The following is a 22,972-nucleotide window of genomic DNA, read 5'->3' on the forward strand; positions in this document are numbered from 1 at the left end:
GCAACTTAGGGATTCGTGGGTGCGTAAAACTTTTTTTCTTTCAGCTCTTCCCAGGTTATCAACTCATTTCCTATGGCATTTTGAGATTGGCGAAAGGCAGCGAGGTTCCCTCCCATCGGACTCCGATAAGAGGAGTCTGTTTCAAAGTGCAATTCACGGACGTCAACCAACTTCTTTGGTTCATCATAAGCAATAGCCAACGTGTAGCCAAACTCCATAGACGCGTGCTCTTGCAGATAGGGAACGAGGCATTCTACTGCATCGAACTTATAGATCCTGCCTTTGGTGGTGACCAGTTCACCTCCAAACCTCGGGTCCATGATTTTCATTTTGCAATGCGCACAGTGATCTTCTCCAAATTTGATGGGTTCGGGTGACACGCTGCAGGATTGAATCAGCAGGACAAGTCCTAGTAGAAAATAGCTTTGAAGAAATCTATTCATTGCATTTTATTGAATTTCCATTTCGCCCAGAAAGAAGCAAAACCAAGAACTACGGCCAAACCTAAAGCCCCGCCGCCAAAATGGGGATAGGATTTGACATAAAAATTGAGAAGGTCTTTTTCTCCAAGCAAGGGTGGCATGTAGCTCATGCCCGGCACCTTAATGGGTGCCTTGGGATCCAGGTTGTGGCCATAATCATAGAGCCAGAGGTAAAAATCATAAATACCCAGGGCACCTAACGTTGCCAGAAGCAAAAACCAAAATCCATAATACCAGACCTTGTTTATCCAAATTCCAAGAAGTCCCAGTGCCATCATGCCATAAGCTACAAAGGGAAAATACTTTAGTTCGGGTATGGATTCAGGATGGATGGCCTGCATGCCAATGTAGTGGTTCAGGATATTGATATTCTTCACAATATGCTTGTCGCTGCCCGAAACCTTGTTGATCCAGATATGCATTTGCAGGCCTCCCGGAAACTGAGCTGCTTCCAGGGTGATTTGCCACAGAGGGAACAAGAACACTCCTGCTAAAGCAATAACCGCAGCAAGCTGAAACCACCTGGAGGTGGATGAATTTGGTGATAGCGCCATAATAAGGAATTAATAGAAAGAAAAAGCTACCGGAGATTCCGGTAGCTTTAGATGGGTTTTACCGGTTATGAGCTAATTTCCGCGCATTTTCCTGAAAATCAAGGGCAGCTTCTTCATCGTTGTGCAATTCCTCGTTAAGGCCCCATTTCAGCGGTACATCCGATCCTTCGGGAGACACCCGAACGTATCCGGACATTTCCTGGTGCAAGGCAGAACAGAAGTCTGTGCAATAGAAAGCAAATACCCCCTGCCGTTTGGGTTCCCACAGCAGGGTGCGCGTTTGTCCGGGCATGACCAGAATCTCCGCATTGGTAGCCCCTTGTATGGCCAACCCATGAGGGACATCCCAGTCCTGTTCCAAATTGGTCAGGTGAAAATAAACCCGATCGCCCAACTTTATGCCTTCAATATTGTCCGGAGCCAAATGACTTCGGATAGCCGTCATGTACACATGCACTTCATTCCCATTTCTTTCTACCCTCGACCTGCTCTCGCCCATAGTGGCATGGGGATGGGTATTACTTTCTATATCAAAGAATTTGACCGAGTTGGGCTGGATTTTGTCTGCTGCAATAGCTTGCGCGTAATGCGGTTCGGCCTTGGTAGGAAAATCCAGGATCAACTTCATTTTATCTCCGCTGATATCAAATAATTGCGCTGAGTGAGCCAATTCGGGTCCGGTAGGTAAATACCTGTCCTTTGTGATTTTATTCATGGCTACCAGGTATTTGCCATCCGGATTTCTGGTTTCTCCTCCGGGAATTACCAGGTGTCCGGGAGAGTAGAAGGTGGGTTGACGATCTAAAATCTCTTTGCTTTCCACATCCCATTTTACTACCTCAGAAGAAATAAAGAAGGTAGTATACGCATTGCCTCGACCATCAAATTCGGTATGCAAAGGTCCTAAACCTGGTTTTTCAACAATTCCATGAAGTGCCGCCTCGTAATTGATAATGGGAATTCCATCAAACTCCCCGTCGAAATTCTCTTCCTCGATGGCTTGCATTATTTTACTGAATGAATAGACGGACATATCAGCCGATAACTTTCCGTTGCCTACAATGTATTCACCTGTAGGGTCTACATCGCAGCCATGAGGGGATTTGGGCACCGGGATAAAGTAAACCATATCCGGACATTCTTTTGGGTCCAGTATTCGGGTGGTGCTTCTTTCCGTGGAATTCACGATCCCCGATCCCTCATCCATCAGGTTATGGAAATAGGAAGTTTCCCGCTCCGTAAATTTTCCCTGTTCCAGGTATTCCTCAGCCTTTTTCCAGTTAACCACCGCCATCAGATCTTTGTCTTTTTGAGAAGCATTCACCTCCAGCAGCGAATGTTCCTGCTCCGAATTGTAAGTGGTCAAAAAGCTCCATCCGTGGGAGATGGCTTTCCCATTTCGGGCCAGGTCATAGTTAAACCCTGGCATTTCTATTTGGAAGGCCAGATCCATGTGTCCGTGTTCCGGGTCTACGGTCACGTAATTGATCAATCCCTTAAAATTTTCTTTGTAGGTATCGATCGGCACATCCTTCTGCGGAATCGGCACGCTAAAGCGGGTACCAGAAACCAGATACTCGGAGTTTTCAGTAATAAACGGTGCGCAATGCAAGCCGGCCACATCAGGAATTTCCAGGATTTCGACCGTTTCAAATGTCTTTAAATCAATTCGTGCTATTCTTGGGGTATTATTGCCATTCACAAAGAGCCACCGGCCGTCGAATTCTCCTTCCGTCTGTGAAAGTTCGATGTGGTGTGAATCATCCCAGGGAACGAAACCATAGGATGTGTTGAACATGGGCTTGGTTTCTTCACTATACCCGTATCCATTTTCGGGATATTGGGAAAATACCGGTATTTCTTTCAAAAGCCTTCCTGATGGCAGGCCATAAGCCGTGATCTGTCCGCTGTATCCTCCGGACATGAAAGCATAATACTCATCGTACTCGCCGGGAGCCACATACGCCTGTTGGGCGGCATCCCCTTCCATCATTTGATTCGTATCGGTACCTCCGCAGGCATGCAGCATCAGAAGCAGCACGACAGGTAGGCACATTCTTAAAGATCTGAATTTCATAATAACTTATTTTTAAGGGTTAATTTTAAATCGCCTGATCTTTTTGACCGGCCTTTTCCATATCGTTGTGACGGAAAAATTCCAGGATTTTCCTGGCATCATCTGGTTTGATATTTTGGTTCGGCATCCTTGTCATGCATTCTTCCAGCAGCTTTTGGGCGGTTGGATCCTGTGCCAGCATGGCATCCACGTTGGTGATCATGTTCATGATCCACTCTGGTTTCCTACGATTGGTTACCCCCTGAAACCCGGGACCTACCACACGCTGATCAGTGAGCTTATGACAAGCCGAACATTTCAAATCGTAAATGGCTTGTCCACGTTCTATCCATTCATCGTTAAGCGGATCCGAAACTTCCACCTCCGTAAATTCGCCTACCCCTTTGCCCATTTTAATGGTCTCGGGTTCCTCATTTTCAGTGGTTTGAGAAGAGGCTTCCTCACCTTGATTTTGGGAGGTCTCCCCCCCTCCACAGGAAAAAACCAGTAGTAAGGGAACCCCGTAAATTAATTTTTTGAAATGTTTCATAGTAAGTTGGATTTAATTTGATTTAACCTATTTCTATTATATTAAGAATAAATTATTACTTATGGTGCATACAAATACTTTTTTTTATTTCAAAATAGTTTATTTTATTATATTCAATTATATATATAATTATTCCAATAGATAAAAAGCAGGAAGTAATGAAAAGACCCTCGTAAAACCAACTGAGCCTTCCCCACTCCAGCCAGTAAAAAATGCCTTGTACAAACAGGTACAATTCAGAACCTACAAAACCCAGATAAAAGAACAATATGCTGCCTGGTAACCAGGTGGTACTTTTTTCTTCCTGCTCGCCCGGATACATGACAAACAGCAGGTAGGCTGAAAACAAGCCCAGCATGTTTAGATGGATAAATCCTACAATAATGGGCCGCAATACAATTGCCATCTCTGCCAAATCAGGAAAAACCAACAGTAACTCAAACAAAACCCGAATTCCAACGACTATTATAGCTAATTTTGCAAAAGGCCAACTGCTTTTTTGACTGGACAAGGAGCTACCAGCATTTTTAAAATAATAGATAATCGCTGCGCCCACTAAAAACTGTAGCACAGCCCCAATGCCATGGACCAGATAGGCCCAAAACGACTGATAAGCCCAAAATATAACCAGGGAAAAGGTAAAAATCTGGCTGAAGAGTAACATGCGAAAAAGCAATTGAAAGTAATTAGCGGATAATTCCTTCGATAAATTCTTTACCAACAAAGCCAGTAAAATAAAAAGCAACCATCCGTTGAATTGAAAATGAAGGTAAAATTGAATGGCCACCTGATACAGCAAGCCGGCCTTTCCCCCAGTTGCCATGATCGCGGCCAGTGTCCAAACCCCCAGGGTAGACAACACCAGAAAAACCAAGGCCGTCTTTAACAACAGCGTTACCTGGGGATTGGACCGATCATGATCTCTCCAAACCTGAAAAACCATCAGATAACTACTAAAAATATGCAGCGTGGCAAAGAAAATAGAAAATCCAGCATATCCTTGAAGTGGGAAAGCCACCGCCATACCCAAAACAGCAACTTGTGTGATCCAAAAAAGAATGGAGTAAATGGTCTTCCGGGATTTTTCTTGCGGAATCAACTGCCCGTGGATTAACAAAAAGAATCCCAGGTAGAGCCAGCCCAACAAAGCTACATGCGAATGGCCATGAAGCATGTACCGATAATCCATCCAACTGATTTCCCAGACAAATGCAGCACGAAGCAATAGACCCAAAACGGAAGCAATCAAAAAATTAAGTAAAACGACCAAAACCCAGGATTTCCTCATTGATTTGTCATTAAATGGAAAAATAATTCCATCACCACATAGCTCTCTGAATATTTCGTAGTTAACAATACCAATTGTCTAAATACGATTGAAAAACAAAATTACATATAATTTTCAGATAACTTTGTCCTATTTAACAAATTATGATGAATATCATGTCTGAAGCTAATTTTTCCACAGAATTAAATTCCATTTCGCTGTTACCTTTGCTTTCATAATAGCCGGAATCTTGTCATCACCCCGGATCTAGAACACGATTAAGCACAATTCGTCATGGAAAAAGTAAGAGAGAAAGTAAATTTAAGAGTTTTTTATCCTTTTATCCTTTTTTTGATATTTGGACTGGAAGGCTGTGGTAGTGAAGCCTCCGAAAAAACCTATCGCCCAGAGAGTGTAACTACCAATTCTCAAATGAAACTATTTGGAGAAGAGGAAGCCATTTTAACTGCGCCTCCATTGGTACCGCCTCCGGTGGGAAACCGGCCCGCTAAAAAACTGTACATGGAGATGGAGATCATCGAAAAGGAGGCTGAAATGGCCGACGGCGTTACCTATATGTATTGGACGTTTGGCGGTTCGGTACCTGGTTCATTTATCCGCACCCGGGTTGGTGATCTGGTAGAATTCAAAATAAAAAACCACCCCGACAATAAGCTGCCTCACAACATAGATCTGCATGCTGTGACCGGACAAGGAGGTGGTGCAGAAGCCTCATTCGTTGCTCCAGGACAGGAAAAAACCTTTTCCTTCAAAGTAATCAATCCTGGATTGTATGTGTACCACTGTGCAACTGCTCCTGTGGGTATGCACGTTGCCAATGGCATGTATGGTCTGATTTTGGTAGAACCAGCGGGAGGATTACCGCCTGTTGACAAGGAATTTTATGTCATGCAAGGAGATTTTTATACCGAAGGCAAATACGGGCAAACCGGATTACAACCTTTCAGCATGCAGAAGGCGATAGACGAAAACCCAGATTACGTGGTGTTCAATGGCAGTGTTAACGGGTTATCGGGAGACAATGCGATTACTGCAAAAGTGGGCGAAAGCATCCGGATATTTTTTGGCAATGGCGGACCCAATCTGGCTTCCTCCTTTCACGTGATCGGAGAGATTTTCGACAAGGTATACGTGGAGGGCGGAAGCCAGACCAATACCAATGTGCAAACCACTTTGGTACCTGCCGGAGGATCCGCCATTCTGGAATTTGTCGCGGACGTTCCTTCCAACCTTGTATTGGTAGACCACAGCATTTTCCGTGCGTTCAATAAAGGAGCGTTAGGCATTTTGGCTGTGAGTGGAGAAGAAAACCCAGCCGTATTTGCGGGAGAAATCATGGAAGGTATATACCAGCCGGAAGGAAGCGTGATCCAAACCATGCCTCAATCGGAAATGGAATTAACTGCACCTAAAGATCTGAGCCAGGAGGAACAGATTGCTGCCGGCAAAAAACTGTACATGCAAGCCTGCTTTGCGTGTCACCAAACGGATGGCCAAGGCGTTCCTAATGCCTTTCCTCCCTTGGCAGATGCCGACTATCTCAATGCCGATCCGGAACGAGCAATTGATGTCCTTCTTAACGGACTTTCCGGCGAAATCACCGTCAACGGAAAAAATTACAACAGTATCATGCCAGCGCAGCAGCTTACCAATGAGGAAGTGGCAAACGTCCTGACCTATGTGTATCATAGCTGGGGAAATATCGGAACCGTAATCAGTCCGGAAATGGTAAAATCCAGAAGAAAATGAAAGCGTTAGCTCTTTTGGTCTTGTTCAGCATGCAGGCGATGGGCCTGCATGCACAATACGAGGATATGGTATCCATAGAAGGGGGAGCTTACGCCCCCCTTTATGGTAGCAGCGCGGAGCTGGTAGGAGTGAACGGTTTTTATATTGATGCGGAACCCGTCACACATGCGGATTTCCTGAATTTTGTCAAAGAATATCCCGAATGGCGAAAATCAGGTGTAAAACGACTTTTTGCCGATGAACGGTACCTGCAGTTGTGGGAGAACGATCTAGAAATTCCGGAAACCCTGAAAAACAGTCCCGTAGTGCAGGTTTCCTGGTTTGCGGCAAAAGCCTATTGCGATTGCCAGGGTAAGCGTCTGCCTACTGTGGATGAATGGGAATACGTCGCCATGGCCAGCGCAACTCAAAAAGATGCCCGTGAGGACAGTCTTTTTACCCTTTCCATCCTTTCCAGTTATGAGAAACCCAAAACCTACCTTATGGAGGTAGGTCTTCAAGAGCAAAATGCCTGGGGAATTCATGACCTACATGGATTGGTTTGGGAATGGACACAGGACTTTAATAGCATCATTCTCACCGGGGAATCCCGAAATAACGGCAACACAGACTTGGGGCTTTTTTGTGCAAGTGGTGCCCTGGGAGCCAATGACCTGATGAATTATGCAGCCTTTATGCGCTATGCCATGCGGTCCAGCCTGAAAGCTCGCTACTCCCTGACTAATCTGGGATTTCGCTGTGCCAGCGATTTATCTCCAGACAGTAATTGATAAGAAGAGATAAAAAACGAAAACACTAATGCAACATACAATGAAAATTGCTATCCAATTATTCGGATTTGCCTGCCTGCTTTTCAGCTGTGGCCAATCGGACACCAGCACGACAGCTATATCGGACCAACAAGAGGGAATGCATGACATGTCTATCTACCACCTTCCTTCCGATTGGAATACCCATCACGGTGAAAAAATTTCATTCCAGGACCTGAAAGGACAGCCTTTGGTGGTGGTTATGATTTACACCGCCTGTAAAACGGCCTGCCCAAGATTGGTCGCCGACATGCGGCAGATTGAAGCCAAGGCTGCTCCCCATGTAAAACTTCAACCCCGATACATCCTGGTCAGCATTGACCCCAGAAATGACCATCCTGAAAAATTAAATCAATTTGCTGCTGACAATGGAATGGATGGGGAGCAATGGCTTTTTTTACAGGGAACCGAATCCGGTGTACGGGAATTTGCCAATGTACTTTCCATGAAATACAAAAAAATAGACCCCATTGATTTCTCCCATTCGAATATCATCAGCGTGTTCGATACGGAAGGTGTGCTCCAGTATCAAAAAGAAGGCCTAGGTTTGCAAAATGAGGAAATCATTGAGAATATTCTGAGGGTCTCAGAATAATTTTATCCAATAGGATGAATGTGGTTATCTTGGTAATAGGCGATTTTCAGCTGAAACATTTCGGCCATTTTTTCAGCCCTCCACTGGGCCTCTTCCGCCTTTTGTCCTCGGAAGTTTTCTTCCAGTGTTTTTTTAAATAACACCAGCCATCGCTGGAAATGCTCCTCTCCAATTGGCATGGTCGCATGGGGTGTAAAGGGACTTCCATGATACGTGTGTTCCTGAAGCAAAACTGTTTGCCAAAACCGGTACATTTTTGCTAAATGGACATCCCAGCTATCTCCAATCCGTTTTTCAAAAACCGGCCCTAATAACGGGTCCCTTCTTACCTTATCGTAAAAAGTGTCCACTAATTCCCGGATCTCCTCAATCGTTTCAATTTCCTTCTTCACCATCATCAACACTAAAATTATTTTTTATACAACATCAGGGATTCAGCACACGGCTCAGCGTGGCCTTTCCGGAAGCCACCTGGCTGGCCACCTCCTTCAATGATTTTTCAGACAAAAGCCGGGTGAGTCCCTCCCGAATGGCCTTGTACTCATCATGGATGGGGCAGGGGTGATTTTCAGAACAGTGTTTCAATCCCAATCCGCAACCGTTAAACAACTTATCCCCATCAATGGCAACTACCAGGTCCAATAAGCGCATGTTTTCCTGGTCCTCATTAATGTAAAACCCACCGTTAGGTCCTTTAGTAGAACTAACCAGGTTTTGTTTCGCCAGGGATTGCAAAATTTTAGCCGTAAAATATTCCGGAGCATCTATTTCTTTGCAAATATCCTTTACCCCCAATTTGATCCCCCTCTTATTTTGGGACCAGATATAGATCACTGCCCTTATCCCGTATTCACAAGCTTTCGAAAACATTTATTTACTAGTTATTTTTTTTCCAAAATTTATCTTCCCGTAACTGATCCGAAACTTTTTAGTGGTTTTTACATACGAGTTCTCCGATTTTGAGCGACTACCTGTGTTGGGGAAGGTAAATAACAACAACAAAGATAATCAGATTCCTGATTTAATAAAATACTTAATTATCCTTTTTTCAAAAATCCACACTCAGCATCATCCGGAAATTTCTACCAGGCGCAAACAGCAGAACGCCTTGATTGCCAATAGGACGGTTTAGGTGCTCATAGTAGAATTGATTTAGCAAATTATGAACAGCAGACTTTACTGTCAGTAAAGGCGACAACCGATAACTTCCTTCCATGTCAAGCAAATTAAAACCAGGGCTGGAAGGTTCCGCAAAGCGTTCGGAAACTCTTTTTTGGCGCCGAAGCCAGGCGCCATCTTATTAAAGAAGTGAGTTTGCCGTCAAAATGGCTGTCTTGCAAGGAATACCGGACATCCAGAGGAGAAATTTCAGGAAGCGGTTCCTGATGGCTAAGGTCCTACCCACACGTATAGGCCGCCATCACCAATTGCGACCAATTCGGACCCAGGCGATGCTCGAAGGTCCATTCAAATCCCGTTTTAAGTACCTCGTTCACATTCACAAATTGCCTTACTCCGGGACTTTGGGGCAATCGAGGCGCTAGTTCTCTTTTTTTTTACCGGTAATATAGTCTGTCAGGTAGGCTGCAAACAAGCGTAGAGAAAACGAAAAATGTTCGGGCCGGTACTGCAGGCTCACATCCAGTTGATTATTCGTTTCTGGTTTCAGCTGCGGATTTCCCAGCAATTCATAGGGATCCAGGCCCACTGGAAAACAATGAATGTACCGTTCGGTAAGACTCCCGCTCCGGCTAACCCTTGCCATCCATAAGCCCAGTTGCCATGCCTCGTTCAAGTCGGTTTGCCAGCCCATGGATATCCCGGGATTGGCTTGCAGGGATGAAATTGATTCAACCTGCTGTCTAAACGCCTCGGTAGGATTTAGGGCTCTGGCCTGATTCATATCCAACCTTCCGGACACACTTAGCACTCCCTGATTTATTGGCAGGGAAAGGCTCCAACCCCCCCCTTTTTTCAATTACACCCTCTTACCATCCATTGTCCAACAGGGTTTTACCTTCATTTGGGCCCATCAAAAATGTTCTTTTGCATTCGACCCAGTGCAATTAGTGAAGTGGGTGGATCCATCCGGTTGGGGCAGGCAGCAGTAGCCGACTGAAGCCCATCCACTCCGGATTCCAGGTAGCACTTCCCTCCTCTCAAAGCCGATCAAATTCAGTATTGGTAAGGTACCAAGTCCCGTAACGTATATGGTCAAGACGAAGGGACGCCCCTTTTTGAAAAGAAAGGAAAACCCTACCGGTAGTGTCACTGCTCCCCTGCTGGGTTCCGTACCAATAGTGCATCCCCACAATCGGTGAGGCGTCATCCTCATCATAAAAACGGATCGGCTTGTTTTCCTGTGCGAAAGAAACTGCAAACGGAGCCATCAAAAATAGGGCTAAGATAAAATTGAAAGATATACGTTTCATTTTAAATGAAATTTTGGATTTCCCGGAAGGGAAACTTTTGATAAATGGGCTCGTTGGTCAGGAACGATTGAGCCAGTCAGTGTTGCTAAAGTAAGGATCAGGTTTTTTTCAAAAACGTAGCATTTGTCACCGAATTACAACTAACGAACTGAATGGGATTTTCAACGAAAAACGGTAGAAAAAACAAACACCAAACTTATGATTTCAGGAAAACCTGTGGTTTGCCGCTGTTCCGTATCCGCTGCTTTTTCCAAACTTTTATCCAGTTCACAGGAACCCTTGCAGTTCATTTCCGACTTGTCCAAATTGACACAAAATAATGCGGCGATCGTATCTCTATTCCAAAAAAATCTAATGTATTATGGAAAAAGCATTGACCTGCACGATCATAAAGCCTGCCAGCAAAAATGGGATACCAGACGTAAGGATTCGTGAGGCCATATTATCTGCAAGCAACGGTAAAAAATGAATTCATTTGCAGGTTACCATTTTCTTTTCCGAACTCAAATTTTTCGCACCATGGACCAAAGTAGTCCCCTTTTTGGGTTCTTTCATTTGCCATCTGAAATAAAAAATGAAACCCATGCTTAAAAAAATGGCAAGAATAGAAAAACCATTTATGGTGCCAAAAAGATACCTCCAGTCGGACCAACCTGCCCAGGCTGACGTGATTCTGCCTACCAAACTGAGCTGAAATACAACCCATCCCCACCACAAAAGGGGATGAAACAAGTCTACCCGAACCTTAAACACTGCCGGAAAAATTATCGGCGCATGCGCCCAAATCATGGAAAAGGCAAACCCGAGAAAAAAGGTGTGCAAATACAGGTCGTAATGGAAGGGATGATTTGCCAAAAACACTAACACCAGACCGTGAAATACCAGCCAGGCAAAGCCCACCAAAAGGCCTATGCCAATGTAACGAAACTGCCCGGATTTTTTTACTCCAAACCGGGCCATGTCATAATGCAACAACCAGAGACCTGCTCCGATGCCTGAAATTCCCAAAACCATCCTGCCCCACTGATGAAAAGGAAGCAATAATCCCAGCCCATAGCAGGCGAGTATCAGATAGAATAGTCGGTAAATGGACGCAGGAATAGGTAAATAACGGCTAAGCTCGAGCCTTTCACCGACGATGGTGAAAAACAGAAATGCCATCCACCAGCCTGCAGACAGCGCTACAAATCCGGTGTAGAGGTAGACGAAGTTCCCCAACATCCAACAGGCCGCTCCAAAGGCTATCAAATAGGCGTGTATATGGGGGGTTTTTAGCGTTTGGAAGTACATCATACCTACCAGACCCAAACTGGAGATTAATAAAAAAACAGCCCCCACACCGTGCAGTCCGCCCAAAAATAAGGGAATGGACAAACCACTCAGTACAGGGACCATTAACCAAACAGCATTTTTCATGACCACACTCCGCTCCAGCGAAATAAGCGTTCCCAAAAACCCACCTATCATCAATACTCCGTGGTGCGCCGCTGGCATTTGAGCTGCAAAACCTTCAAAACCAAGTCTCAGCCATCCTCCTAAAAGTCCGGTAATAAGGCCGCCTATTACAAGCGGCAATACGAATGCAGGTGCTATTTTTTTCATCTTAGTTACATTTATACCAAGGAAGAAACATTCTCAGCTGCTGAAAGAGCCTTGGGAAATAAAATGTTGTTTTCCAGGTGGAGGTGTGTTTTCATATCCTTGTCGAAAGCTTCCAACTGAGGATAAATAAGGCGTTCCCAATAACTGGAATGGATAGACAGCTTGTAACCGTTCGTGACGCTTCGCAAATCCTGCAAACAGGCTCCTTCTTTATGATGCTCCCGAAATAAGGTGACAATGGATTCACGTACCGTATCAAAATGGGATGCAGCAAATGGAATTTCTCCCCTATCGTTTGTCTCCATCTTTCGCAAATAAGGGAAGAGGATCCGCTCTTCTCTGGCTACATGATCCAAAAGATCTTCTGCTACCTTCCAAAAAATCTCCCTTAGCTCTGGAAGAGAGCCCGCACTTTCGGAGGGATGTTCCATGGCTTCATTAAAAAGACGGACAAGCAATGGTACCTGGACTTTGATAAAACGGTGGTGCTTTCTTTCGATATAGGAAGCCAAAAGCCCCATAGGCCAGAAATCAAAATAAAATTTAGGAGAAGATTGATTCCTTAAATGAATCTTCAGGTGCCTGGCCAAACCCTCACTTGAAATGGATAACCTTTTACAAACTTCCGCTAAAGGTTCATTTCCATGACAACAATAATCGATGCCATAGGCATCAAGCACTACGGCTACTCTGGAATCTGCGGCGACCAGGTCGCCCACGGAGAAGGTTCGGAAATCAAAATCCATTTTCAGAGGTAATTTAATTTGACAATGACTGCTTTCTCAGGAAATATAATTGTGGGAAAAACAACCCTTTAATGTTTCAAAGTTAACATTTTTTCGAAAAAAAAGGACTTTTTTATCCTTTTTTAATGAGCGTACTCAATTACTTTATAATCAATTAATTATCATTTATTTAAAAATTCAATTTCCTCTTGTGCCAAAAAATATCATAAGTAAGCAGAACTTATAATGTATCTACATATGTTGTATACACATGGTTTTAGCCTGCATCCATTAAATTAAACATCAAAAAGTTTTTGGCATGAAAGCAGCTATACTAAAAGGAAATTTAAATACTAACTAATCAATAAAAATGAAAACTACTCCCCTATTAGAAAATTGGACCATGGCGGATATGGAACTTCGCAATCGGGTAATAATGGCACCCATGACCCGGAGCCGCGCCGATAATCCGGAAAAGGCACCTACTGATCTGCATGTCACCTACTACCGACAGCGGGCAACTGCCGGATTGATTATAACAGAAGGATCTCAAATTTCAGAGAAAGGGGTAGGCTACATTCATACCCCCGGTATTCATACTCCAGCACAGATAGAGGGATGGAAAAAGGTCACCCAGGCCGTACATGAAGAAGGTGGTAGGATTTTCATCCAACTGTGGCACGTAGGAAGGATTTCCCACCCGGATTTTCACGGAGGAGAGCTGCCGCTTGCGCCCTCCCCAATTAATCCTGAATCCAAAGCGTTTACTCCCGAAGGATTTAAAGAAACGGTCACACCCAAAGAAATGAGCCGGGAGGAAATCAAGCAAACCATTTCAGATTTCCAAAACGGGGCCAAAAATGCCCTGGAAGCAGGCTTTGATGGGGTAGAAATCCATTCATCGAATGGGTATTTGCTGCACCAATTCTTTAGCCGCACCTCCAATGTCCGAACGGATGAGTACGGGGGCAGCATCACTAACCGTGCCAGAATCTTGTTTGAAATAATTGACGCTGTGAAGGAGGTACATCCTGAAAACCGCATAGGTGTCAGGTTAAACCCATCCTTACATGGACTTTTCGGAATGACACTGGATGAAGAAACCATTCCTACCTTTGACTATATTGTAGAAAAACTGAATTCCTATGATTTGGCTTACCTGCATCTTTCCGAACCGTTCACGGATGTTTCGGAGTTACCTCATGCAGAAACTCAAATCGCCAAACGATACCGTCCCAAATACCAGGGAAATCTGATCATCAACGGAGGTTTTGACCGGGAAAAAGGAAACCTATACCTAAAAGAAGGCCTGGCCGATGCCGTCGCTTTTGCCAAACTCTATGTATCCAATCCCGATCTGGTCGACCGTATCGCAAAAAATGCTCCCCTGGCAGAATGGGATAAAGACACATTCTATACTCAGGGCCCTAAAGGATATACCGATTATCCACCAATGGCAGAATAGAGGGAATATCCCCCTGGTGGTCGATCCAGATAAAGAATACAAAACTTAAAAACCCAGTCTGGATTAATTTCCTTACTGGGGTTTTTTAATTAGCTCGAAGCATGACTTTCAATAGTCTCTTTTAGTCTTTAGATCCTTTCTTAGACTCCCGTCAAAGGAAGGATCTCTGTCGGTAATCTTCCTGGAATAACATAGCGAATCGCTTTGCTTGGTGTTTAATTTTCAGACCTGCTCCAATTCCCATTTCAATCCGGATACCTGTTCTTTTAATTTCTCCAGCATCTTTTCGTTCTCTAGCGACCAGATAGATTTCAATTCCTGATAGTAGCTGATTCCCTCGGAAAGGTTTTTCCGGAATTTTTCCACATAGCTCTCAAATTTCCTCGCATTCTCAGGTACTGCCGCCTCGATTTCAGCTTTTAAATGCTGAATGTACAGCTGCAATTCCTTAAGGAACACATGAGGCCGCTCGCTGTCCAGATTGAGTTGCATCTTCCCATAAATGTGATCCACCATTTCCTTAAGGCTGAAAGCCCCTTTGAAATAGGCAAGGTTAGGACCAGGGCAAATGGTGACTGCTTTCAGGTTTCTTCTGGGTGTTTCCCCACTGGCAAGTATGGCCGGTGCACCCAGTCCCTCACACAGACAGTCCTTTTCCAAAATTTCCTCCAGGGCTGAAGCAGAAATTCCACCCGCTTCCCTTTGCTTGATTTTCAAAAGCTGGTACTGTCTGGAGGCGGTACAAATTGGCTTTTCGGTAAATTCCGTATTGGAAGCAAGTAATTTTTTGTAACAGGGACTTCCGGGTCGATCCTTATCAATACGTCCTTTTCGCTGCTCCTCACCGCTACTGGTCCGGAGATTATTGAAGGGAACGCCCAAGGGAGAGGCACGACTTAGGTAAAAATCCGACTTTTTGGCTTTTAGCAAGCGATCCAAGGTCTCCTTATCCACACTGGTTGCTTCGGGAACCAATAAAAAGGGACTCCCCCATCCGGTACCATCCAGATCGTAGGTTTGCAGCAGCATTTGATTCTCTTCTGCAGTCCCTATTCCACCCTGGTATGTAATTTTTGGCCGGATACTTTTCGGTAGCTGGGGTATGTTTTTTTGTTGTAATGCCTGTTGACAAATTTCAACCAGTTCATTTCGAAGGTCAGCCTTATTTTGCTTGAACGATTCCAGAATGGGGCCGGCCAGAAACCCATCGGTAGCAAAGGCATGACCTCCACAATTCAAGCCAGATTCAATGCGAAACTCCGATACCCACAGCCCCTTTTTTGCAAGGAATTTTCCTTGAATCAGGGCTGACCGGTAATCCGAAACTTTCAGGATAATGGGTTTTTTAATGATCCCATCCTGATCGGGAAAGAAATCGGAAAACTCCACGGCATAACTGTACAAGGCTGGATTCATTCCTGCAGAAAATACCACGCCTCCGTTCACATCACTCTGTGCAAATCCTCGCAAAGCCGCCAGAGCATCGGAATATTCCCGGGGTAAGGCCTGTCCATCCTTTGCGTAATTGATTTTATCGACCTTCGTCATGATGTTCACATCAATGTTTCCCGGTACGATTTCTTTTCTCAGTTCCTCCTGTAAAGTCAATTTTTCCGAACCGAAGGCATGCTGCATCCGGGAATACAGGCAATTTAACGGATGGCCTTCCGGCAATAATTCAAAATAGGTGTCAATTTCGTTTCCCTCACCAAAGGCTTCTTTCTTCATTTTTTTAACCTGCTCGTTTACAACAGATTGTAAAAAGTTTAAGTATGCTTTGACCCGCTTTGCACGGGCATCGGGTTCTTTATCTTCAATTTGAAAATATGGAATTACTAGTTTGCGGGAGTAAATTCTTCGCATATCCTCCAACAATTGGTCATCCATAATGGATACCACAGAAGATATTCCGAAACGGGCCACTTTTAATGGGCTGTCAACAGTAAATCCCAATCCCATAACCGGGATATGAAAGCTATGAATCATGGACATAAACGGTAATTTGATACGGTAACTGATTCTCTTTCTATCAATTAAAAAGAGTGGAACTGCAAAATTACTTCCTTAACCCACCAAAAAACCTAAAAATCCTCATGCGACGAACTGACTTTAGTCAGGAAAAACACCCTGCCAATAAAAATCTGATGTTAGTAACCCATCCTAGACCCGTAAACTTTGATAAAGGGATCCCCAGGGTTCTCTCATATTTCTACCCAACAATTGATTGGCCGCAAAATTCCCAATAAACCGTTCCTGAACCGGATCCCAATCCAGATCTTGTTCCAGCATCATGGCGATATTGCCCAAATGAGCCAGGGTTATCGAGCGGTGTCCCACTTCTGCCGGCGCGATGGTCTCTTCCCCGGAGAGAATACAATCGATAAAATTTTGGTAATGGTTATCACTAACATAAAGTGACGTTTCTCCCGGCCCTGTGACCGAGTCGATCAATCCTTCAGGATTGGTTTTGTGGTCTCCACGAGTTGCCCATGCCGATCCTTCAGAACCTTGAAAAGTCACCCCAAAATCCTTGTCACTCTGGACGATCAGTTTTACCCCATTTTCATAAATACACTCGAAATAAAATCGCACAGCGGTATTCCAAACCGGGTGATCCGACCATACGGCCTGGGCATTTTGAATTTTTACCGGACCGGTGTGATCCATCCCCATGCCCCACTGGGCGATATCCGGGTGATGGCCTCCCCAATCGGTTACATTACCTCCGGAATAATCCATTACCCAACGGTAATTGACGTGGGTGCGGCAAGGGCTATAGGGAGCTTCCGGTGCCGGTCCCAGCCACATGTCGTAATCAAAGTTTGCAGGTACGGGAACGGTTTCCGTTAAATGCCCTGTTTTACCAAAATCCGGAGTGCCCCCCGGAAGCCCGCAAATAACGGTATGAAGTTGTCCCAAACGACCATTTCTAGCCAGCTCGCAAACCTTTCTGAAATGATGACTGGATCGTTGCTGACTTCCGGTCTGAAAGGTAACGCCATGTTTTTTCACTGCATCACTCATGGCCCGCCCCTCTTCCACGGTCAGGGAAAGCGGTTTTTGACAGTAAATATGCTTCCCTGCAGCTGCGGCCATCATCACTGGTATGGAGTGCCAATGGTCCGGAGTGACCACTTCTACAGCATCTATGGATTTGTTTTGCAAGACTTCCCTGAAATCGGTATAGCCTTCGGCAGATCGATATGACTTCCCTTGTTTTTCGGAGTAATACTCATCCACCACTTGCTGAATGTATTCCCGACCAGCAACCTTGCCATTCCAGTATCCCGTGCTTTTTTTATTCACATCACAAATGGCCGTAATCTGTACCCGCTTGTCCGGCAAAAACCCCTGCACGTCGTTTCCTGCCTGATTTCCGGCACCGATAAAAGCCATGTTTATACGATCTGAGGGAGGTACAAACCCGTCCCTTCCCAAAGCAGCTGCAGGTATAAAATTCGGAATACCAAAGGTAGCACCGGTCACAAAAGCTGCTTTTTTCATGAATGAACGTCTGGAATTTTTCATTTCGGAAAATAAGGCTATTTGTCAATAGAAACAAAAAATACTTGGTAAAAACCCAGCCGATTGGTAGGAAATACTAACCATCCAAACTTTACAAAATAGACTCCATTTGATTCCGGAGGGCAGGCACCACTTCTTCCTCAAACCAGGGGTTTCTTTTCTGCCACAATTTATTTCGCGGAGAAGGATGAACCAATGGAAAAAATTCAGGTAGGTAGTCACGAAAATCCCGAACCGTTTCGGTCAGGTTTTTCTTCCGCTCTTTTCCCAGATAATAACGTTGAGCATACTGCCCGATCAGGAGTTTAAGCTTGATGCCAGGCATTTTTTCCAACAAAGCGGGATGCCATGTTGGCGCACATTCCGGTCGTGGCGGCAAATCTCCCCCTTTGCCCCTTCCTGGATAACAAAAGCCCATGGGCACGATTCCAAAAATGGCCGGATCATAAAATAACTCAGGGCTTACTCCCAGCCATCGTCTCAATTCCTTTCCGCTGGCATCATTCCAGGGAATGCCGGTAGCATGAACCTTGGTGCCCGGGGCCTGACCAATTACGAGTACACTACTGCTCCTGCTGGCCGCCAGTACCGGGTTGGGACCCAACGGAAGGTGGGCCTCACAGAGGGTACATCCTTTTATGGTTTCCAAAAGTTCTTTCATGATAGCCCAAATGTAAGCATATATCCATAAACAGCAACCGACCTACTTTCCCTGACCAAAAATGGACTACTGAGTAAATAATTCACTGACAGCTTGATATTTACAAGTTTAATTATTAGATTAGTTCAAAAAAATAAGACCATGAAACCGAGCATGACGTACCCGTCACACACTGGGATGATTATAAGCCATGCGAGATTCCATATGGCCGCTTAAAGACAATTATAAACATATGAAATACTTTCAAAATCCCGTGCCTTTTTTTTCCTGTATTTTTGCCCTTTTGGCTTTCTCTTGCCAGCAGGAAAAAAAGGAGGATACCCCGTCCTTTTCCCTGGAAATAATCGATAGCATTCGAGTCGAATATGCCGGATTGCTGGATTTAATGGATGCGGATCCTGCCCGGAAGCGGGTGCTGCTTCACGACAGGCAAAGAGGCATCATCTTACTGACCGATTTTGAAGGAAACCATGTGCTAAAACTGGATAAACAGGGCGATGATAAAGGCAGTTATGGGGGATATTTATGGAGTCCCGCCCGTATAAAGGACAACGATCACATTTCCCTTGTTTCGCACATGGGATTTTTTGAATTTGATGCCGAGGGTAAGCTTGCCAGCCACCGGAAATTTCAGGAAGATGTTCCTTTCTTTGGTGGGCGTGCAGCAGCCGACTCGGAATTAATGGAACACGAAGGAATATTTTACCAAAAGGGTTTGGTTGCCCGAGGTCAATACAACAAAACGCAGGATGAATACTACGATCAATTTCAACTGCTGGTAAAATTTGATCCCGAAAAAGGGTCTGCCGAGCGGATCATCCATCTGGAAGAAGAAAGCCCTTTCCGAACCAGCGGCAAAGCCTTTGAAATTCCGGAAATGAGTCCCAGTTTTACCATTTTGGAGGATAAACTCCTGGTTATTGCCGGGACGGATCCCCACCTCAACGTATATGATATCAAAGCACCACACCGGCTGTTAGAACGAAAACCCATTGCCTATCCCGATTACAATGCAGGCCAGGGGATAGAACGGACCAGGGCGGATCCTAAATCCATTGCTTACGATGAATCGGCTGGCAGAACACATACCCTTAAAGTTTATAAAGATTACCTGCTCAGCTCTTTTAGTCCCGGATATGATTTTGCCGACCGGGAACGGTACCTGACGATCGATAACCGGGAGGATTACAGTGCTTTCAGGGAAGCCATAGCGGATAAATACCCTCCTGCCCTATTCCTGATGGATCATCAGGGAGAAGGCATTCAAAAACTCAGTCTCCCCGAATCCCTGGACCACCGGCAATTTTTGGTGCGAGATGGATACCTCTGGTGGCTTTCCAGATTCAATTCGGAAGTGGAAGAAGATTTTGTTAAAATTTACAAAGTTGAAATTACAGAAATGGAATAAGCGAATCATTCCAGGTTCGCCTACCTGGATAGTCACTGATAAGAACCGACCAATGGCCTGTTTACACATTTTCAACCGCTTCTTTGTAGATTATAGCGCCATGTCGTACCCGCCAAACCTTCTTAGGTTATAGGTGACGGTGAGCATAACGAATTGCCGCAATACCTGGGTGCGTTCGTCCTCCACGTACACATCTGTCACGTTTCGGTCGATGCTTACATTTTGATTCATCAGGTCAAAGACCGTTAGCTTGATTTCAGTTTTATTGCTGGGTGGGATTCGGTACCCCAGGTCCAGATTTACCAGCATGATGCTCCTATCAAAGCCTTCCCCCAGCCCCGAATAAATCTGGTGATTGACACTGCCACCCACAAAAACCCCTCCCAGAAAATTCCAAAAGAGGTCAGCACGGGTCCGGTGGGTGTAATAATTGTTTTCCAGATCTTCCTGAAGACTACTCCTTACGGTATTAAAACTCCCTCTGCTGGAAAGGTTAAAGTCAATCCTGTCATTTATATTACTGCTCAGGTTGATTCCCTGACTAAAGGTACTGTTGGTATTGTAGTTTTTCTGGCCGTTGATTATTCCCGGCCTGTTTCGGACGGTATAGGAAGAATTGATATTCAGGTTACTTTTCATGAACTTCAGAGGGAATCCATAACTTCCATACAATCGAAATACGTAGTAATTGTCCAGATTTACCGGCCGGGTGTATTGCCCGCCCTGTACGAGCAACACGTCTTTTTGAATCAAGGTATCTTTTGCGGCTACAAATGTTTCATTCCCTATGTAGTTATTCCGGATGTTACCATACAGAAAGAACATCAGGGATCGGTTTGTTTCCGGATTGATTTTTCGAAAACGGGTAAAAAGTCGGTGACTGTATTCCTGATTCAAATCCGGATTTCCGTTGGAGATTTGCAGGGGGTTGGCATTGCTGATAACATCCTGCAATTGCCGGATGGAAGGGGCATCGGTATCCGTATTGTAATCCACACGCATATTACTGAACTCCCCCAGATCGTAATTAACCACTACCCTGGGAAGTATATTGGAAAAGCTCCTCTTGGTATTTTCAAATCCCGGGAAAAGCCGATCGCTGTCTATGTTCGCAGATTCGTAACTGACCGTGCTGTAGATGGACAGTTTTTCGGATTTGTAACTGTATCCCAGCCTGCCTCTATGGGTCATGTATTGATTTTCGAAGCGGTTGGTCAGGGCACTGTCCAGCCGGACAAAGTCGGTTTCGGCTTCCTGAATTTCCACTTCCTGATCGGTATCGGAGGCGTTGTTTGATAGCCGATACCCAACTCTCAACCGGGAGCGTTCGCTAATCGGTTCAAAATAGCTTATCCCTGTGCTGTAATAAAAACTAGAGTAGAGGTTATTCCTGAATTGGATAAGGGAATCTACATTGGCAGTTTGGAAATTTTCGTTCACCGCTACCAGATCCGATTTGCTGTCGCTATCATAGGTACTGGTATAAATATAGGTAGATAATGTCCTCCCTTCTTTGGTGAAATTATACCGGTAATTCAAGGAGTTTCTAAAATTGAAGGATTGCCGTTCCGATACGGTGGTATTTTGGTTTCTGCTAATGGGGGTGGCTTCATCAAACAGGTTATAGGCATCCCGAATGGTTGTCGATTTCCGGTAATCCAAACCTAATCTGGGTCTCAATATAAGGGCGTGACGTTCGTTTATGTTATAATCTACTCGCGCACTCATGCGGTGACTTTGGGTTCGAGTCTGGTTATTTCTATCCTCATTGTACAGCTGCAGGCTATCGTTGGGCAAAATGTATTCCCGCGAAGAGCTTCGGGTAAGCACATTGTCGCGGTCGTTAAAGAGGTAATTTCCGGTAACTTTCAGTTTTTCGTCCTGATATTCGTCAGAAAAGTTAACCCCTACTGCGTTGGTATTGGTAATTCCCGGCAACTCGCCTACAGCAAGTTCGTTTCCTCCCCTGCGACTGTCGTCGCTGTTGAGGTTTCCAAGGTCATCCTCTCCGAAATTTTGCTGATTAATATTATTACTCAATCCCAAAATAGAAAGGCGTTGTGCTTCATTGAAAAAATTCATGTTGCCACCGGCGATGTAATTGTTATCGGTGCCGTATCCCCCATAAAACTTTCCAAATCTACCTGCCCGCATTCCTGGTTTGGTGATGATATTGATGGTTTTCGTAGTTTCCCCATCGTCAAATCCGGTCAGCCTGGCTTCGTCACTTTTTTGATCCAGGAATTCGATTTTCAGCACTACCTGGGCCGGAAGGTTTTTAAGGGCGGCTGCAGGATTGTCTCCAAAAAAGGGTCTACCGTCGACCAGCACTTCCATAACTTCTTCTCCCTGTACTTCTATCACGCCGTTTTGAATGACCACCCCCGGCATTTTACGTACCAATTCATCAGCATCCGCCTGCGGCCGGGTCTTGAATGCATTGGCATTGAAAGCAACGGTATCACCCCTCACCTCTCCGGTAAGGGCATCGGCAGAAAGTTCAAACGCCTCCATCTCCTGTCCGTCACTTACCAATTCAAATGTTCCCAAATCGTTTCCCTGGGGAGCGGTCATTTTCTGTTGTAGGGTTTGGTACCCGATAAAGGATACCTCCACCAGAAACTCGTTTTTTCCGGGCTTTTTGATTTCAAATATTCCGTCAAAATCCGTATAGGTAGAGCTCAGTGTTTCTCCATCGCTATTTTTTAGATAGACATAGGCGCCAAATAGGGGCTCCTTGGTTTGGCTGTCTATAATGGTTCCGGAATAGTTTTGCTGAGCGAAAAGTGATGAGGTTGCTGTGATCAGCACAATAAAAATGAAAAGTGGTGATTTGAAGGACATGGTACTATTTTTTTTCAAACAAGAAGGAATGATATCGAAATATTGAATGGAAAATTGAACAGAAATACCTGCCCGGCAAAATTCTATTATGCCAATGCGGGCAAGATTAATGTATATGGTCAATTATTCATTTAATTAAAAATGGTCGTTTCGAAAAAGAAAATTTTAAAAAAACAAGCGTATTTTTATGAAAGCATTTATATCCGGCAGGGAGAAAAAAAGAGTAG

Annotated in this window: 22 protein-coding genes; 6 read left to right on the plus strand and 16 right to left on the minus strand. The window is 44.7% G+C overall.

The window, feature by feature from the left end:
- Positions 1-5: 5 nt before the first annotated feature.
- From GKS34_RS18460 to GKS34_RS18480, 5 genes are read right to left on the minus strand one after another with little or no spacing between them, the layout of a single operon-like run.
- Positions 6-443: a nitrous oxide reductase accessory protein NosL gene (locus GKS34_RS18460; protein WP_163386461.1), complete on the minus strand. Its 438-nt coding sequence runs from the start codon at positions 441-443 to the stop codon at positions 6-8.
- A complete protein-coding gene (locus tag GKS34_RS18465) occupies positions 440-1,036 on the minus strand; it encodes a hypothetical protein (RefSeq protein WP_205602100.1) in 597 nt (198 codons plus the stop codon). The genes GKS34_RS18460 and GKS34_RS18465 overlap by 4 nt, the downstream gene beginning before the upstream one ends.
- Before the next feature lie 58 nt (positions 1,037-1,094).
- The gene (gene nosZ, locus GKS34_RS18470; protein ID WP_163386462.1) at positions 1,095-3,113 is read right to left on the minus strand and encodes a Sec-dependent nitrous-oxide reductase; all 2,019 of its coding nucleotides are present in this window, start codon (positions 3,111-3,113) and stop codon (positions 1,095-1,097) included.
- A gap of 25 nt (positions 3,114-3,138) precedes the next feature.
- Positions 3,139-3,642: a c-type cytochrome gene (locus tag GKS34_RS18475; protein WP_163386463.1), complete on the minus strand. Its 504-nt coding sequence runs from the start codon at positions 3,640-3,642 to the stop codon at positions 3,139-3,141.
- Positions 3,643-3,697: 55 nt separating this feature from the next.
- Positions 3,698-4,930 (minus strand): hypothetical protein, encoded by a 1,233-nt coding sequence (locus GKS34_RS18480; RefSeq protein ID WP_163386464.1) that lies wholly within the window; start codon positions 4,928-4,930, stop codon positions 3,698-3,700.
- 273 nt (positions 4,931-5,203) lie between these two features.
- Between GKS34_RS18480 and nirK the strand changes: the two genes are divergently transcribed.
- Genes nirK through GKS34_RS18495 form a run of 3 tightly spaced genes read left to right on the plus strand, consistent with a single transcriptional unit; the run spans position 5,204 to position 8,083 of the window.
- A complete protein-coding gene (gene nirK / locus GKS34_RS18485) occupies positions 5,204-6,679 on the plus strand; it encodes a copper-containing nitrite reductase (protein WP_163386465.1) in 1,476 nt (491 codons plus the stop codon).
- Complete coding sequence (locus GKS34_RS18490; RefSeq protein WP_163386466.1) at positions 6,676-7,449, plus strand: formylglycine-generating enzyme family protein; 774 nt, start codon at positions 6,676-6,678, stop codon at positions 7,447-7,449. The genes nirK and GKS34_RS18490 overlap by 4 nt, the downstream gene beginning before the upstream one ends.
- 28 nt (positions 7,450-7,477) lie before the next feature.
- Entirely contained in the window at positions 7,478-8,083 is a 606-nt protein-coding gene (locus GKS34_RS18495) for an SCO family protein (RefSeq protein ID WP_163386467.1), read from the plus strand.
- Between the two features lie 2 nt (positions 8,084-8,085).
- Here GKS34_RS18495 and GKS34_RS18500 read toward each other — a convergent pair whose 3' ends face one another.
- The 5 genes from GKS34_RS18500 to GKS34_RS18525 all read right to left on the minus strand — a co-directional run bounded on the left by GKS34_RS18500 (position 8,086) and on the right by GKS34_RS18525 (position 10,515).
- Positions 8,086-8,481: a group III truncated hemoglobin gene (locus GKS34_RS18500; protein ID WP_163386468.1), complete on the minus strand. Its 396-nt coding sequence runs from the start codon at positions 8,479-8,481 to the stop codon at positions 8,086-8,088.
- 28 nt (positions 8,482-8,509) lie between these two features.
- Complete coding sequence (locus tag GKS34_RS18505) at positions 8,510-8,953, minus strand: RrF2 family transcriptional regulator (RefSeq protein ID WP_163386469.1); 444 nt, start codon at positions 8,951-8,953, stop codon at positions 8,510-8,512.
- 670 nt (positions 8,954-9,623) lie between these two features.
- Complete coding sequence (locus GKS34_RS18515; RefSeq protein WP_163386471.1) at positions 9,624-10,061, minus strand: TonB-dependent receptor domain-containing protein; 438 nt, start codon at positions 10,059-10,061, stop codon at positions 9,624-9,626.
- Positions 10,062-10,102: 41 nt separating this feature from the next.
- Complete coding sequence (locus tag GKS34_RS18520; RefSeq protein WP_163386472.1) at positions 10,103-10,246, minus strand: hypothetical protein; 144 nt, start codon at positions 10,244-10,246, stop codon at positions 10,103-10,105.
- Entirely contained in the window at positions 10,243-10,515 is a 273-nt protein-coding gene (locus GKS34_RS18525) for a hypothetical protein (protein ID WP_163386473.1), read from the minus strand. Before GKS34_RS18525 ends, GKS34_RS18520 begins: the two co-directional genes overlap by 4 nt.
- Before the next feature lie 198 nt (positions 10,516-10,713).
- On the opposite strand from GKS34_RS18525, the gene GKS34_RS18530 reads away from it, so the two are divergent.
- Positions 10,714-10,950: a hypothetical protein gene (locus tag GKS34_RS18530; protein ID WP_163386474.1), complete on the plus strand. Its 237-nt coding sequence runs from the start codon at positions 10,714-10,716 to the stop codon at positions 10,948-10,950.
- 36 nt (positions 10,951-10,986) lie between these two features.
- On the opposite strand, the gene GKS34_RS18535 is transcribed toward GKS34_RS18530, so the two are convergent.
- Both GKS34_RS18535 and GKS34_RS18540 read right to left on the minus strand, forming a co-directional pair.
- A complete protein-coding gene (locus tag GKS34_RS18535; protein ID WP_205602101.1) occupies positions 10,987-12,117 on the minus strand; it encodes a DUF8744 domain-containing protein in 1,131 nt (376 codons plus the stop codon).
- Between the two features lie 11 nt (positions 12,118-12,128).
- On the minus strand, positions 12,129-12,863 hold the full coding sequence (locus GKS34_RS18540) for a DUF542 domain-containing protein (RefSeq protein WP_163386475.1): 735 nt from the start codon (positions 12,861-12,863) through the stop codon (positions 12,129-12,131).
- A gap of 349 nt (positions 12,864-13,212) precedes the next feature.
- Here GKS34_RS18540 and GKS34_RS18545 point away from each other — a divergent pair, with 349 nt between their 5' ends.
- Positions 13,213-14,307 (plus strand): alkene reductase, encoded by a 1,095-nt coding sequence (locus GKS34_RS18545; RefSeq protein WP_163386476.1) that lies wholly within the window; start codon positions 13,213-13,215, stop codon positions 14,305-14,307.
- A gap of 222 nt (positions 14,308-14,529) precedes the next feature.
- On the opposite strand, the gene GKS34_RS18550 is transcribed toward GKS34_RS18545, so the two are convergent.
- The 3 genes from GKS34_RS18550 to GKS34_RS18560 form a co-directional block, all read right to left on the minus strand.
- Entirely contained in the window at positions 14,530-16,299 is a 1,770-nt protein-coding gene (locus tag GKS34_RS18550; RefSeq protein ID WP_163386477.1) for a hypothetical protein, read from the minus strand.
- Between the two features lie 168 nt (positions 16,300-16,467).
- Positions 16,468-17,811, minus strand: a complete 1,344-nt coding sequence (locus GKS34_RS18555) for a Gfo/Idh/MocA family protein (protein WP_240459364.1) — start codon at positions 17,809-17,811, stop codon at positions 16,468-16,470.
- Between the two features lie 112 nt (positions 17,812-17,923).
- The gene (locus GKS34_RS18560; protein WP_163386479.1) at positions 17,924-18,493 is read right to left on the minus strand and encodes a uracil-DNA glycosylase family protein; all 570 of its coding nucleotides are present in this window, start codon (positions 18,491-18,493) and stop codon (positions 17,924-17,926) included.
- 232 nt (positions 18,494-18,725) lie between these two features.
- Here GKS34_RS18560 and GKS34_RS18565 point away from each other — a divergent pair, with 232 nt between their 5' ends.
- On the plus strand, positions 18,726-19,901 hold the full coding sequence (locus GKS34_RS18565; RefSeq protein WP_163386480.1) for a hypothetical protein: 1,176 nt from the start codon (positions 18,726-18,728) through the stop codon (positions 19,899-19,901).
- Between the two features lie 90 nt (positions 19,902-19,991).
- On the opposite strand, the gene GKS34_RS18570 is transcribed toward GKS34_RS18565, so the two are convergent.
- Positions 19,992-22,745 carry a TonB-dependent receptor gene (locus GKS34_RS18570; protein ID WP_163386481.1) on the minus strand — a complete coding sequence of 918 codons (2,754 nt, stop codon included), beginning with the start codon at positions 22,743-22,745 and terminating at the stop codon, positions 19,992-19,994.
- Between the last annotated feature and the right edge of the window lie 227 nt (positions 22,746-22,972).

Origin of the sequence: Cyclobacterium jeungdonense (genome assembly GCF_010994275.1) — a bacterium.
Lineage (GTDB): Bacteria > Bacteroidota > Bacteroidia > Cytophagales > Cyclobacteriaceae > Cyclobacterium > Cyclobacterium jeungdonense.